Consider the following 13,512-nt stretch of genomic DNA (forward strand, 5'->3'; position numbering starts at 1 on the left):
AGGCACTGCTCTTTGGAGATATCGAAATGGCAAAAGGTAAATTTGAACGGACCAAGCCCCACGTCAACGTGGGCACGATCGGCCACGTGGACCATGGCAAGACGACGCTGACTGCAGCGATTGCCACCGTGCTGTCGGCCAAGTTCGGCGGCGAAGCCAAGGCTTACGACCAGATCGACGCAGCGCCTGAAGAAAAGGCACGCGGCATCACCATCAACACCGCCCACGTGGAATACGAAACGGCCAACCGCCACTACGCCCACGTGGACTGCCCTGGCCACGCCGATTATGTGAAGAACATGATCACCGGCGCAGCCCAGATGGACGGCGCGATCCTGGTGTGCTCGGCCGCTGACGGCCCCATGCCCCAGACCCGCGAGCACATCCTGCTGGCCCGTCAGGTGGGCGTGCCTTACATCATCGTGTTCCTGAACAAGTGCGACATGGTGGACGACGAAGAACTGCTGGAACTCGTCGAAATGGAAGTGCGCGAGCTCCTGGACAAGTACGACTTCCCAGGCGACGACACCCCGATCATCCGTGGCTCTGCCAAGCTCGCCCTGGAAGGCGACAAGGGCAAGCTGGGTGAAGAAGCCATCATGAAGCTGGCCGAAGCCCTGGACACCTACATCCCTACGCCTGACCGCGCTGTGGACGGTGCTTTCCTGATGCCCGTGGAAGACGTGTTCTCCATCTCTGGCCGCGGCACCGTGGTGACCGGCCGTATCGAGCGCGGCATCATCAAGGTCGGCGAAGAAATCGAAATCGTCGGTATCAAGGACACCGCCAAGACCACCTGCACGGGCGTGGAAATGTTCCGCAAGCTGCTGGACCAGGGCCAGGCAGGCGACAACGTCGGTCTGCTGCTGCGCGGCACCAAGCGCGAAGACGTCGAGCGCGGCCAAGTGCTGTGCAAGCCCGGCTCGATCAAGCCGCACACGCACTTCACCGCCGAGGTGTACGTGCTGTCCAAGGACGAAGGTGGCCGTCACACGCCTTTCTTCAACAACTACCGTCCCCAGTTCTACTTCCGCACGACTGACGTGACCGGTGCCATCGAGCTGCCAGCCGACAAGGAAATGGTCATGCCTGGTGACAACGTGTCGATCACCGTCAAGCTGATCAACCCCATCGCCATGGAAGAAGGCCTGCGCTTCGCCATCCGCGAAGGCGGTCGTACCGTGGGCGCCGGCGTGGTTGCCAAGATCATTGCTTAAAGCAAGGTTCAAATAGGGGTATAGCTCAATTGGCAGAGCGTCGGTCTCCAAAACCGAAGGTTGTAGGTTCGATTCCTACTGCCCCTGCCACTTGAATGTGGCCCAAACCAAGCCCGCCACACTCTGGCGGGCTTCGGTGTCTTGGACGGCACCGTGATTCGGAAGCAGGAAATACTCAAACATGGCCACTTCACAGGTCGAAACTGTTAACACGGGCGCAGACAAGGCCAAGCTCGCAGCGGTGGTGGCTCTGGTCATCGCGTCGGTTGCGGGCTTTTATTTGCTTGGCAAACAAGGTGCACTGGTTCAGTGGGCCGCGCTGCTTGTCGGATTGGTCGCAGCAGCTGGCGTATTTCTCATCTCGGAGCCTGGGCGGCAGTTCATTGCCTTTGCAAGGGACGCCTGGCGCGAGGTCAAGAAGGTTGTCTGGCCGACCCGCAAGGAAACGCTGCAGATGACGGCGTATGTGTTTGCGTTCGTCGTCGTGATGGCTCTTTTTCTTTGGTTCACCGACAAGACGCTTGAGTGGGTCCTGTACGACTTGATCTTGGGCTGGAGAAAATCATGACCACCGAAGCAGAAATGAATGGAGCCGAGGCTCCTGTAGCCACTTCGGCCGCTGTCAATCCTGATCTGCGCTGGTACATCGTCCATGCCTACTCTGGGATGGAAAAAGCTGTCGAGCGCAACATTCAGGAGCGAATCGCCCGTTCAGGCATGGATACCAAATTCGGCCGCATTCTTGTGCCTACCGAAGAAGTGGTGGAGATGAAGAACGGACAGCGCAAGACCACTGAGCGCCGTCTTTTCCCTGGCTATGTCTTCGTCGAAATGATCATGGACGACGACACGTGGCATCTGGTGAAGCACACCAACAAGGTTACCGGATTTGTCGGCGGCGCCAAGAATCGTCCGGCTCCGATTTCCGAGGAAGAAGTCCAGAAGATCGTCAGCCAGATGCAGGAAGGCACCGAGAAGCCACGCCACAAGATCGAATTCATGGTCGGCGAGCTGGTGCGTGTGAAGGAAGGCCCGTTTACGGACTTCAACGGTTCAGTGGAAGAGGTCAACTACGAAAAGAGCCGCGTACGAGTGTCCGTGATGATCTTCGGGCGCTCCACGCCTGTGGAACTCGAATTCGGTCAGGTAGAGAAGACCTGATTTTTCCGGCATCCACGGGCGGCCAATTTTTTTGGTGCTGCGCTTTTCGACTCGGCGCAGTGCATGAAGTAGTGAGTCGTTAACCCCGGGGAGCCCGTCGCTGCAGTGTGTAGCGCAGGCGTTATCACCCGCAAGGAGTAAACATGGCGAAAAAAATCGTCGGTTTTATCAAGCTGCAAGTGCCAGCCGGTAAGGCCAACCCATCCCCACCGATCGGCCCAGCGCTGGGTCAGCGTGGCCTCAACATCATGGAGTTCTGCAAGGCATTCAATGCGCAGACTCAAGGCGTTGAGCCAGGTCTGCCATTGCCCGTGGTCATCACGGCTTTTGCAGACAAGAGCTTCACCTTCATCATCAAGACGCCGCCCGCGACGACCCTGATCAAGAAGGCTATCAAGCTCGACAAGGGTTCGTCGAACCCTCTGAAGACCAAGGTCGGCAAGATCACGCGCGAACAGCTCGAAGAAATCGCCAAGACCAAGATGAAGGACATGAACGCTGCCAACGTAGACGCCGCTGTGCGCACGCTGGCTGGCTCTGCACGCTCGATGGGCGTGACGGTGGAGGGTTTGTAAGATGGCAAAGCTGACCAAAAAGCAAAAGGCCCTGCAAGGCAAGGTTGACAGCACGAAGCTGTACGCATTCGCCGAAGCAGTCGCGATCGTGAAGGAGGCCGCTACGGCCAAGTTCGACGAATCCATCGACGTGGCCGTTCAGCTTGGCATCGATGCCAAGAAGTCTGACCAGGTGGTTCGTGGCGCCGTGGTGCTGCCCAACGGTACCGGCAAAACAACGCGTGTGGCCGTGTTCGCACAGGGTGCCAAGGCTGAGGAAGCCAAGGCCGCTGGCGCTGACATCGTCGGCATGGACGACCTCGCCGCGATGGTCAAGGCTGGTGACATGCCCTTTGACATCGTGATTGCTGCGCCTGACGCCATGCGCGTCGTGGGTACGCTGGGCCAGATCCTGGGCCCACGTGGCCTGATGCCCAACCCCAAGGTTGGCACCGTCACGCCTGACGTGGCCACGGCCGTCAAGAACGCCAAGGCTGGTCAAGTGCAATTCCGCGTGGACAAGGCCGGCATCGTGCACAGCACAATCGGCCGTCGTTCGTTCGACAACGACAAGCTGCAGGGGAACCTGGCCGCGCTCATCGATGCGCTGACCAAGGCCAAGCCTGCTACCAGCAAGGGTGTGTACCTGCGCAAGGTGGCTGTGTCCTCGACCATGGGTCTCGGCGTGCGCGTTGATACCCAGACCATCGCAGCGTAATTGCGAAGAATCTTCGGGTTTTTTCGAAAGCCCGATGTGGTGGGCTGGCAGCATCTTCGGGTGTTGTCAGGCCATCCAAGACCGTTGGTGTGCTACCGCACTTAATCCCTCGGGGCCAACGCAGATGGCGATCCCGCTGCAGATGGAAAGTTTTTCCGAAACAGTTGGTCGCTGCAACAAGAGCGTGCAGGAGGGTGAAAGCCCGAATGCGCAATTTAAGGAGTAGACCTTGAGTCTTAATCGCAGTGAGAAAGAAGCGGTCATCAGTGAAGTGACCAGCCTCGCCGCTAAAGCTCAAACGCTTGTGATCGCGGAGTACCGCGGCATCACGGTCGCCGACATGACCAAACTGCGTGTTGATGCTCGCAGCAAGGGCGTGACCCTGAGTGTTCTGAAGAACACTCTGGCTCGCCGTGCTGTGGCTGGCAGCGCGTTTGACGTGGTGGCGGACCAGATGACCGGTCCTCTGATCTATGGCTTCTCCGAAGACGCTGTGGCCGCCGCCAAGGTGGTGGCCGATTTCGCGAAGACCAACGACAAGCTGGTGATTCGCGGTGGCGCTTTCGGTGGCAAGGCCCTGGATGTCAACGGCGTTAAGCAACTGGCCAACATTCCTTCCAAGGAAGTGTTGCTGGCCCAGATTTGCGGCTTGCTTATGTCCCCCATGTCGCGTACGGCCGTTGTGCTGGGCGCACTGGCGGCGAAAAAAGGCGAAGGCGCTGCCGAAACGGCCGCCGAACCTGTCGCGGCTTAATTGCCCGATAGATAACCAACAAAATTGTTAGGAAATAAAAATGGCATTCGATAAAGACGCATTTTTGACCGCTCTGGACAGCATGACGGTTATGGAACTCAATGACCTGGTCAAGGCCATTGAAGAGAAGTTTGGCGTGAGCGCTGCGGCCATGGCTGCTCCTGCTGCCGCTGGCGGCGGCGGCGCTGCTGCAGCTGCAGAAGAAAAGACGGAATTCAACGTGGTCCTGCTCGAAGCTGGCGCCAACAAGGTGTCCGTCATCAAGGCAGTGCGCGAAATCACTGGCCTGGGCCTCAAGGAAGCCAAGGACCTGGTGGACGGCGCTCCCAAGAACGTCAAGGAAGCCATTGCCAAGGCCGACGCCGAAGCAGCTGTCAAGAAGCTGGTGGAAGCCGGCGCCAAGGCCGAACTCAAGTAATTCGGTCTCGCTCAAGGGCTGGAGTGTTCCTTCAAAGGGCCTCCAGCCTTTGGTGCTTTCAGAGAGCACCCGAAAACCGGTCGTGCCGGTTTCCCGCAGGCCCTGCGTCTGCGGAAAGCCCAAGCCAGTTTTCGAGTGTCTTCTGACAACCCCGACAGCAGAAGATGCCTTGGTTCGGGTGATGTGCAACGCATCACCGTCCGCCATGGTTGGTAGTGGCCAACCGCCAAGCCCGCAGTGACAGCTCACTTTGCGGGTCAGTCGTCGAAGACCCAGGACTCATGTCTTTGCCCGGAGATCTCATGGCCTATTCCTACACCGAACGCAAGCGAATTCGCAAAAGTTTCGGCACCCGCGATAGCGTGCTCGAAGTTCCTTACCTGCTCCAGATGCAGAAGGACGCATACACCGCTTTCCTGCAGGCAGATAAAGCACCCCAGAAAAGAACCATAGAAGGTCTTCAGGCTGCATTTGACGCTGCCTTCCCCATCGTCTCCCACAACGGTTTTGTGGAGATGAAGTTCATCGAGTACAACCTCGCAAAGCCCGCGTTTGATGTGCGCGAATGCCAGACCCGTGGTCTGACGTTTGCATCCGCCGTCCGCGCCAAGGTCCAGCTGATCATCTATGACCGCGAATCGTCGACTTCGCAGTCCAAGGTGGTCAAGGAAGTGAAGGAGCAAGAGGTCTACATGGGCGAAGTGCCGCTCATGACCGACAAGGGCTCGTTCATCATCAACGGCACCGAGCGCGTCATCGTCTCGCAGCTCCACCGTTCGCCTGGTGTGTTTTTTGAACACGACAAGGGCAAGACACACAGCTCGGGCAAGCTGCTGTTCTCGGCGCGCATCATTCCTTACCGCGGCTCGTGGCTCGACTTCGAGTTCGACCCCAAGGACATCCTGTATTTCCGCGTGGACCGTCGTCGCAAGATGCCGGTCACGATCCTGCTCAAGGCCATCGGCCTGAACCCCGAATCGATCCTGGCGAACTTCTTCGTCAACGACAACTTCCGCCTGATGGACAGCGGCGCACAAATGGAATTTGTGTCCGAGCGCCTGCGCGGTGAAGTCGCGCGCTTTGACATCACCGACAAGTCGGGCAAGGTCATCGTCGCCAAGGACAAGCGCGTCACGGCACGCCACACGCGCGATCTGGAGCAGTCTGGCACCACGCACATCAGCGTCCCTGAAGACTTCCTGATCGGCCGCGTGGTGGCCCGCAACATCGTCGATGCCGACACGGGTGAAATCATCGCCAAGGCCAACGACGAGCTGACGGAAGCGCTGCTCAAGAAGCTGCGCAGCGCCGGCGTGCAGGACGTTCAGTGCATCTACACGAATGAACTGGACCAGGGCGCGTACATGTCGCAGACCCTGCGCATCGACGAAACTGTTGATGAGTTCGCAGCGCGCGTGGCCATCTACCGCATGATGCGCCCCGGCGAACCACCGACGGAAGATGCAGTGCAGGCCCTGTTCCAGCGCCTGTTCTACAACCCTGACACCTACGACCTGTCGCGCGTGGGCCGCATGAAGTTCAACGCCAAGATCGGCCGCGACGAATCCACCGGCCCCATGGTGCTGTCCAACGAGGACATCCTGGCCGTGGTCAAGATCCTGGTGGACCTGCGCAACGGCAATGGCGAAGTCGACGATATCGACCACCTGGGCAACCGCCGCGTGCGTTGCGTGGGCGAACTGGCCGAAAACCAGTACCGCACGGGTCTGGCACGTATCGAAAAGGCCGTGAAGGAACGTCTGGGCCAGGCAGAGCAGGAACCGCTCATGCCCCACGACCTGATCAACAGCAAGCCGATTTCGGCTGCCCTGAAGGAATTCTTCGGTGCATCGCAGCTGTCGCAGTTCATGGACCAGACCAACCCACTGGCCGAAATCACGCACAAGCGCCGTGTTTCCGCACTGGGCCCAGGCGGTCTGACGCGCGAACGTGCCGGCTTTGAAGTGCGTGACGTGCACGTGACCCACTACGGTCGCGTGTGCCCTATCGAAACGCCTGAAGGTCCAAACATTGGCCTGATCAACTCGCTGGCTTTGTACGCCCGCTTGAACGAGTACGGCTTCATCGAGACTCCCTACCGCCGCGTGGTGGATGGCAAGGTCACGAACGAGATCGACTACCTGTCGGCCATTGAAGAAGGCAAGTACGTCATTGCGCAGGCCAACGCCGTGCTCGACAAGGACGGTCGCCTGACGGGCGAACTGGTGTCGGCACGTGAAAAGGGTGAATCCATCCTGTGCGGCGCAGACCGCGTGCAGTACATGGACGTGTCGCCCGCGCAGATCGTGTCGGTGGCTGCATCGCTGGTTCCGTTCCTGGAGCACGACGATGCGAACCGCGCGCTGATGGGTGCCAACATGTCGCGTCAGGCCGTGCCTGTGCTGCGCCCCGAGAAGCCACTGGTGGGCACGGGTATCGAGCGCGTTGCTGCCGTGGACTCGGGCACCGTGGTCACCGCCAACCGCGGCGGTATCGTGGACTATGTCGATGCGACGCGCATCGTGGTACGCGTGAATGACGCCGAAGCCGTGGCCGGCGAAGTGGGCGTGGACATCTACAACCTGATCAAGTATCAGCGTTCCAACCAGAACACCAACATCCACCAGCGCCCCATCGTCAAGAAGGGCGACATGCTGGTCAAGGGTGATGTGATCGCTGACGGCGCATCGACGGACTTTGGCGAAATCGCCATCGGCCAGAACATGCTCATCGCGTTCATGCCCTGGAACGGCTACAACTTCGAAGATTCGATCCTGATCTCTGAGCGTGTGGTCGCCGAAGACCGCTACACCTCGATCCACATCGAGGAACTCGTGGTCATGGCCCGTGACACCAAGCTGGGTGCCGAGGAAATCACGCGCGACATTCCGAACCTGTCGGAACAGCAGCTGAACCGTCTGGACGAGTCCGGCATCATCTACGTGGGCGCTGAAGTGCAACCCGGCGACACGCTGGTCGGCAAGGTCACGCCCAAGGGCGAGACCACCCTCACGCCTGAAGAGAAGCTGCTGCGCGCCATCTTTGGCGAGAAGGCTTCCGACGTGAAGGACACCTCGCTGCGTGTGGACCAGGGCTCGCAAGGCACCGTGATCGACGTGCAGGTGTTCACCCGCGAAGGGATCCAGCGTGACAAGCGCGCCCAGCAGATCATCGACGATGAACTCAAGCGCTTCCGCCTGGACCTGAACGACCAGCTGCGCATCGTCGAGGCCGACGCGTTCGACCGTATCGAAAAGCTGCTGAATGGCCGCGTTGCCAACGGTGGCCCGCAGAAGCTGGCCAAGGGCACGAAGATCGACAAGGTCTACCTGGCTTCGGTCGAGAAGTTCCACTGGTTCGACATCCGCCCTGCGGAAGACGAAGTCGCCACGCAGCTCGAGTCCATCAAGAACGCCCTGGAGCAGACGCGCCACAGCTTCGACCTGGCCTTTGAAGAAAAGCGCAAGAAGCTGACGCAAGGCGACGAGCTGCCCGCTGGCGTGCTCAAGATGGTCAAGGTGTACCTGGCCGTCAAGCGCCGCCTGCAGCCTGGCGACAAGATGGCCGGCCGCCACGGCAACAAGGGCGTGGTGTCGAAGATCGTTCCGGTCGAAGACATGCCCTACATGGCTGACGGCACCCCTGCCGACATCGTTCTGAACCCGCTGGGCGTGCCATCGCGGATGAACATCGGTCAGGTGCTGGAAGTCCACCTGGGCTGGGCTGGCAAGGGCATTGGCCAGCGCATTGGCAACATGCTGCAAGAGCAGGCCAAGGCGTCGGAAATGCGCACGTTCCTGGAAGAGGTGTACAACTCGCGCGGCCGCAAGGAAGACCTGTCGCAGCTGAGCGACGAGGACCTGATGGCCATGGCGGCCCACCTCACCACCGGCGTGCCGTATGCCACCCCCGTGTTCGATGGTGCTTCGGAAGAAGAGATCAAGGACATGCTCAAGATCGCCTACCCGGACGACATTGCTGAGCGCAAGGGCTTGACACCAACCCGTACGCAGGCTTACCTGTTTGACGGCCGCACTGGCGAGCGCTTCGAGCGCCCGACCACCATCGGCTACATGCACTACCTGAAGCTGCACCACTTGGTGGACGACAAGATGCACGCCCGCTCGACCGGTCCGTACTCGCTCGTCACGCAGCAGCCGCTGGGCGGCAAGGCCCAGTTCGGTGGCCAGCGTTTCGGGGAAATGGAAGTGTGGGCGCTGGAAGCTTACGGCGCCGCCTACGTGCTGCAGGAAATGCTGACTGTGAAGTCCGACGACGTGGTGGGCCGTACCAAGGTGTACGAATCCATCGTCAAGGGCGAACACGCCATCGAAGCCGGCATGCCGGAATCGTTCAACGTGCTGGTCAAGGAAATCCGTTCGCTGGGCCTGGACATCGAGCTGGAACGCTCCTAAGCAGAAAAGGAAAGAGTCACTATGAAATCGCTACTCGACCTGTTCAAGCAATTCACGCCGGATGAGCACTTCGATGCCATCCGCATCGGCATGGCTTCGCCCGAGAAGATCCGTTCGTGGTCTTTCGGCGAAGTGAAGAAGCCTGAAACCATCAACTACCGCACGTTCAAGCCCGAGCGTGACGGCCTCTTCTGCGCCAAGATTTTTGGTCCTATCAAGGACTACGAATGCCTGTGCGGCAAGTACAAGCGCCTCAAGCACCGCGGTGTGATCTGCGAGAAGTGCGGCGTTGAAGTCACGCAGACCAAGGTGCGCCGCGAGCGCATGGGCCACATCGATCTGGCCGCGCCCTGCGCCCACATCTGGTTCCTGAAGTCGCTGCCATCGCGTCTGGGCCTGGTGCTGGACATGACGCTGCGCGATATCGAACGCGTGCTGTACTTTGAAGCCTACGTGGTGACCGACCCAGGCATGACCCCGCTGAAGAAGTTCAGCATCATGTCCGAGGACGACTACGACGCCAAGCGCAAGGAATACGGCGACGAATTCATCGCCAAGATGGGCGCTGAAGGCATCAAGGACCTGCTGGAATCCATCGACATCGACCTGTCGATCGAACGCTTGCGCGGTGACCTGACCGGCTCCGAAGTCAAGGTCAAGAAGAACGCCAAGCGCCTGAAGGTGCTCGAAGCCTTCAAGAAGTCCGGCATCAAGCCCGAGTGGATGGTGCTCGAAGTGCTGCCCGTGCTGCCACCGGACCTGCGTCCGCTGGTGCCGCTGGACGGCGGCCGCTTCGCGACCTCCGACCTGAACGACCTGTATCGCCGCGTCATCAATCGCAACAGCCGTCTGCGCCGCCTGCTGGAGCTGAAGGCCCCTGAAATCATCGCTCGCAACGAAAAGCGGATGCTGCAGGAAGCCGTCGACTCCTTGCTGGACAACGGCCGCCGCGGCAAGGCCATGACGGGCGCGAACAAGCGTGCCCTGAAGTCGCTGGCCGACATGATCAAGGGCAAGTCCGGTCGTTTCCGCCAGAACTTGCTGGGCAAGCGCGTGGACTACTCCGGTCGTTCCGTGATCACCGTGGGCCCCACGCTCAAGCTGCACCAGTGCGGTTTGCCCAAGCTGATGGCGCTCGAACTGTTCAAGCCATTCATCTTCTCGCGCCTCGAAGCCATGGGCATCGCGACGACGATCAAGGCCGCCAAGAAGGAAGTCGAATCCGGCACGCCGGTGGTGTGGGACATCCTGGAAGAGGTCATCAAGGAACACCCCGTGATGCTCAACCGTGCGCCTACGCTGCACCGTCTGGGTATCCAGGCCTTTGAGCCCATCCTGATCGAAGGCAAGGCCATCCAGCTGCACCCCCTCGTCTGCGCGGCCTTCAACGCTGACTTCGACGGTGACCAGATGGCTGTTCACGTACCGCTGTCGGTGGAAGCGCAGATGGAAGCCCGCACGCTGATGCTGGCCTCCAACAACGTGCTGTTCCCGGCATCGGGCGAACCCTCCATCGTTCCTTCGCAGGACGTGGTGCTGGGTCTGTACTACGCCACCCGTGACCGTATCAACGGCAAGGGCGAAGGCCTGGTGTTTGCCGACACCGGTGAAGTGCAACGCGCGCTGGATGCGGGCGAGGTCGAGCTGGCTGCCAAGATCACCGTGCGCATGACCGAGTGGACCAAGAACAAGGAAACGGGCGAGTTCGTGCCGTCTACTTCGCTCGTGGAAACCACTGCGGGCCGCGCGCTGCTGTCCGAGATTCTTCCCAAGGGCCTGCCGTTCAGCAACATGAACAAGGCGCTCAAGAAGAAGGAAATCTCCAAGCTCATCAACGTGAGCTTCCGCAAGTGCGGCCTGAAGGAAACCGTGGTGTTTGCAGACAAGCTGCTGCAAAACGGCTTCCGCCTGGCCACGCGCGCCGGTATCTCGATCGCCATCGACGACATGCTGGTGCCGCCACAGAAGGCCGGCATCATCGAGCGCTCCGAGAAGGAAGTCAAAGAGATCGAACAGCAGTACGTGTCCGGTCTGGTGACGTCTGGCGAGCGCTACAACAAGGTGGTGGACATCTGGGGCAAGGCCGGCGACGAAGTGTCCAAGGTGATGATGGCCCAGCTGTCCAAGCAGAAGGTCATGGACCGCCACGGCAAGGAAGTGGACCAGGAGTCCTTCAACTCCATCTACATGATGGCCGACTCGGGTGCCCGCGGCTCTGCCGCCCAGATCCGTCAGGTGGCCGGCATGCGGGGCCTGATGGCCAAGCCCGACGGCTCGATCATCGAGACGCCTATTACCGCGAACTTCCGCGAAGGTCTGAACGTGCTGGAGTACTTCATCTCCACCCACGGTGCCCGTAAGGGTCTGGCCGATACGGCGCTGAAGACCGCCAACTCCGGCTACCTCACCCGCCGTCTGGTGGACGTGACGCAGGATCTGGTGGTGACCGAGGAAGATTGCGGTACCTCCAATGGCTCGCTGATGCGCGCCATTGTTGAAGGCGGTGAAGTGATCGAATCGCTGCGCGATCGTATCCTGGGTCGCACGGCTGCCGAAGATGTGCTGCACCCCGAGACTCGTGCGGTGCTGGTCGAAGCCGGCGTGATGCTGGAAGAAGACCTCATCGAAGAGCTGGAAGCTGCTGGCGTCGACGAAGTCAAGGTGCGCACGGCGCTGACCTGCGAAACGCGCTACGGCCTGTGCGCCAAGTGCTATGGCCGCGATCTGGGCCGTGGCGGCCTGATCAACCTCGGCGAAGCCGTGGGTGTGATCGCTGCCCAGTCCATCGGCGAGCCCGGCACGCAGCTGACCATGCGTACGTTCCACATCGGTGGTGCCGCGTCGCGCGCTGCCATCGCATCGAGCGTGGAAGCCAAGTCCAACGGCGTGATCGGCTTCAACGCCACGATGCGCTATGTGAGCAACACCAAGGGCGAGCTGGTGGTGATTGCACGTTCGGGTGAAATCATCATCCACGACGAACATGGCCGCGAGCGCGAGCGCCACAAGGTGCCGTACGGCGCCACGCTGACCGTCAAGGCAGATCAGACGATCAAGGCCGGCACGATTCTGGCCAACTGGGATCCGCTGACGCGCCCCATCATCACCGAGTTCGCCGGCCAGACCAAGTTCGAGAATGTCGAAGAAGGTCTCACGGTTGCGAAGCAGGTCGATGAGGTGACCGGTCTGTCCACCCTGGTGGTGATCGACCCCAAGCGCCGCGGCGCTGCCAAGGTTGTTCGCCCACAGGTGAAGCTGATCGACGCCCAGGGCAACGAAGTGAAGATCCCTGGCACCGACCACTCGGTGACCATCGGTTTCCAGGTCGGCGCGCTGATCCAGGTGCGCGACGGTCAGGACGTGGGTCCCGGCGAAGTGCTGGCCCGTATCCCGGTCGAAGGTCAGAAGACCCGCGACATTACCGGTGGTCTGCCTCGCGTGGCCGAGCTGTTCGAAGCCCGTACGCCGAAGGACAAGGGCACGCTGGCCGAGATGACCGGTACCGTGTCGTTCGGCAAGGAAACCAAGGGCAAGGTCCGCCTGCAGATCACCGATCCCGAAGGCCACGTGTTCGAAGAACTCGTGCCCAAGGAGAAGAACATCCTGGTGCACGAAGGCCAGGTGGTGAACAAGGGCGAATCCATCGTCGACGGCCCGGCCGATCCGCAGGACATCCTGCGCCTGCTGGGCATCGAAGAGCTGTCGCGCTACATCGTTGATGAAGTGCAGGACGTGTACCGCTTGCAGGGTGTGAAGATCAACGACAAGCACATCGAGGTGATCGTTCGCCAGATGCTGCGCCGTGTCGTGGTCGAGAACGTTGGCGAGTCCAACTACATCGCAGGCGAGCAGGTCGAGCGCTCGGAGATTCTCAACACCAACGATGCGCTGCAGGGCGAAGGCAAGATCCCCGCGACCTACAGCAACCTGTTGCTGGGTATCACGAAGGCTTCGCTGTCGACCGACTCGTTCATCTCGGCCGCTTCCTTCCAGGAAACGACGCGCGTGCTGACCGAGGCTGCCATCATGGGCAAGCGCGACGAGCTGCGTGGCCTGAAGGAAAACGTCATCGTGGGTCGCCTGATCCCTGCCGGTACCGGCATGGCCTACCACCAGGCACGCAAGGCCAAGGACGCCATGGACGACGCCGAGCGCCGTGCCATCGCCGAAGCCGAAGCCGCTGAAATGGAAGCCCAGGGCTCTGCCTCCGATGAGGAAAGCAGCAGCACCGTCACCGCTACGGATTCCGCTGCGGACTAAACCCCCTGCGGCTGT

General features: G+C 60.5%; 9 protein-coding genes and 1 tRNA gene. All 10 read left to right on the top strand.

From position 1 onward, the window contains the following. The first annotated feature begins 26 nt into the window (after nt 1–26). Nucleotides 27–1,217, top strand: a complete 1,191-nt coding sequence (tuf, locus tag ACTPOI_RS03810; RefSeq protein ID WP_069104469.1) for an elongation factor Tu — start codon at nt 27–29, stop codon at nt 1,215–1,217. A gap of 14 nt (nt 1,218–1,231) precedes the next feature. Then, a tRNA-Trp gene (locus ACTPOI_RS03815) sits at nt 1,232–1,307 on the top strand. A 91-nt stretch (nt 1,308–1,398) separates the two neighbouring features. Beyond that, nucleotides 1,399–1,785, top strand: coding sequence for a preprotein translocase subunit SecE (secE, locus tag ACTPOI_RS03820; protein ID WP_440106569.1), 387 nt, complete (start codon nt 1,399–1,401; stop codon nt 1,783–1,785). Beyond that, nucleotides 1,782–2,378, top strand: a complete 597-nt coding sequence (gene nusG / locus ACTPOI_RS03825) for a transcription termination/antitermination protein NusG (RefSeq protein ID WP_440106571.1) — start codon at nt 1,782–1,784, stop codon at nt 2,376–2,378. The genes secE and nusG overlap by 4 nt, the downstream gene beginning before the upstream one ends. A gap of 143 nt (nt 2,379–2,521) precedes the next feature. Beyond that, the gene (rplK, locus tag ACTPOI_RS03830) at nt 2,522–2,953 is read left to right on the top strand and encodes a 50S ribosomal protein L11 (protein WP_007850051.1); all 432 of its coding nucleotides are present in this window, start codon (nt 2,522–2,524) and stop codon (nt 2,951–2,953) included. 1 nt (nt 2,954) lies between these two features. Further along, nucleotides 2,955–3,650, top strand: a complete 696-nt coding sequence (gene rplA, locus ACTPOI_RS03835; protein ID WP_291519235.1) for a 50S ribosomal protein L1 — start codon at nt 2,955–2,957, stop codon at nt 3,648–3,650. A gap of 229 nt (nt 3,651–3,879) precedes the next feature. Further along, nucleotides 3,880–4,404, top strand: coding sequence for a 50S ribosomal protein L10 (gene rplJ / locus ACTPOI_RS03840; protein WP_056165010.1), 525 nt, complete (start codon nt 3,880–3,882; stop codon nt 4,402–4,404). Nucleotides 4,405–4,444: 40 nt separating this feature from the next. Beyond that, complete coding sequence (gene rplL, locus ACTPOI_RS03845) at nt 4,445–4,822, top strand: 50S ribosomal protein L7/L12 (RefSeq protein ID WP_440106574.1); 378 nt, start codon at nt 4,445–4,447, stop codon at nt 4,820–4,822. A gap of 302 nt (nt 4,823–5,124) precedes the next feature. Beyond that, nucleotides 5,125–9,237 carry a DNA-directed RNA polymerase subunit beta gene (gene rpoB / locus ACTPOI_RS03850; RefSeq protein WP_440106576.1) on the top strand — a complete coding sequence of 1,371 codons (4,113 nt, stop codon included), beginning with the start codon at nt 5,125–5,127 and terminating at the stop codon, nt 9,235–9,237. Nucleotides 9,238–9,258: 21 nt separating this feature from the next. Further along, a complete protein-coding gene (gene rpoC / locus ACTPOI_RS03855; RefSeq protein ID WP_440106578.1) occupies nt 9,259–13,497 on the top strand; it encodes a DNA-directed RNA polymerase subunit beta' in 4,239 nt (1,412 codons plus the stop codon). The last annotated feature ends 15 nt before the right edge of the window (nt 13,498–13,512 follow it).

The sequence above is a fragment of the Acidovorax sp. BL-A-41-H1 genome (assembly GCF_051942715.1).

Bases quoted from the DNA above. Each gene is read 5' to 3' on its own strand.
- tuf (WP_069104469.1), top strand. From the start codon at position 27: ATGGCAAAAGGTAAATTTGAACGGACCAAGCCCCACGTCAACGTGGGC.
- secE (WP_440106569.1), top strand. From the start codon at position 1,399: ATGGCCACTTCACAGGTCGAAACTGTTAACACGGGCGCAGACAAGGCC.
- nusG (WP_440106571.1), top strand. From the start codon at position 1,782: ATGACCACCGAAGCAGAAATGAATGGAGCCGAGGCTCCTGTAGCCACT.
- rplK (WP_007850051.1), top strand. From the start codon at position 2,522: ATGGCGAAAAAAATCGTCGGTTTTATCAAGCTGCAAGTGCCAGCCGGT.
- rplA (WP_291519235.1), top strand. From the start codon at position 2,955: ATGGCAAAGCTGACCAAAAAGCAAAAGGCCCTGCAAGGCAAGGTTGAC.
- rplL (WP_440106574.1), top strand. From the start codon at position 4,445: ATGGCATTCGATAAAGACGCATTTTTGACCGCTCTGGACAGCATGACG.
- rpoB (WP_440106576.1), top strand. From the start codon at position 5,125: ATGGCCTATTCCTACACCGAACGCAAGCGAATTCGCAAAAGTTTCGGC.
- rpoC (WP_440106578.1), top strand. From the start codon at position 9,259: ATGAAATCGCTACTCGACCTGTTCAAGCAATTCACGCCGGATGAGCAC.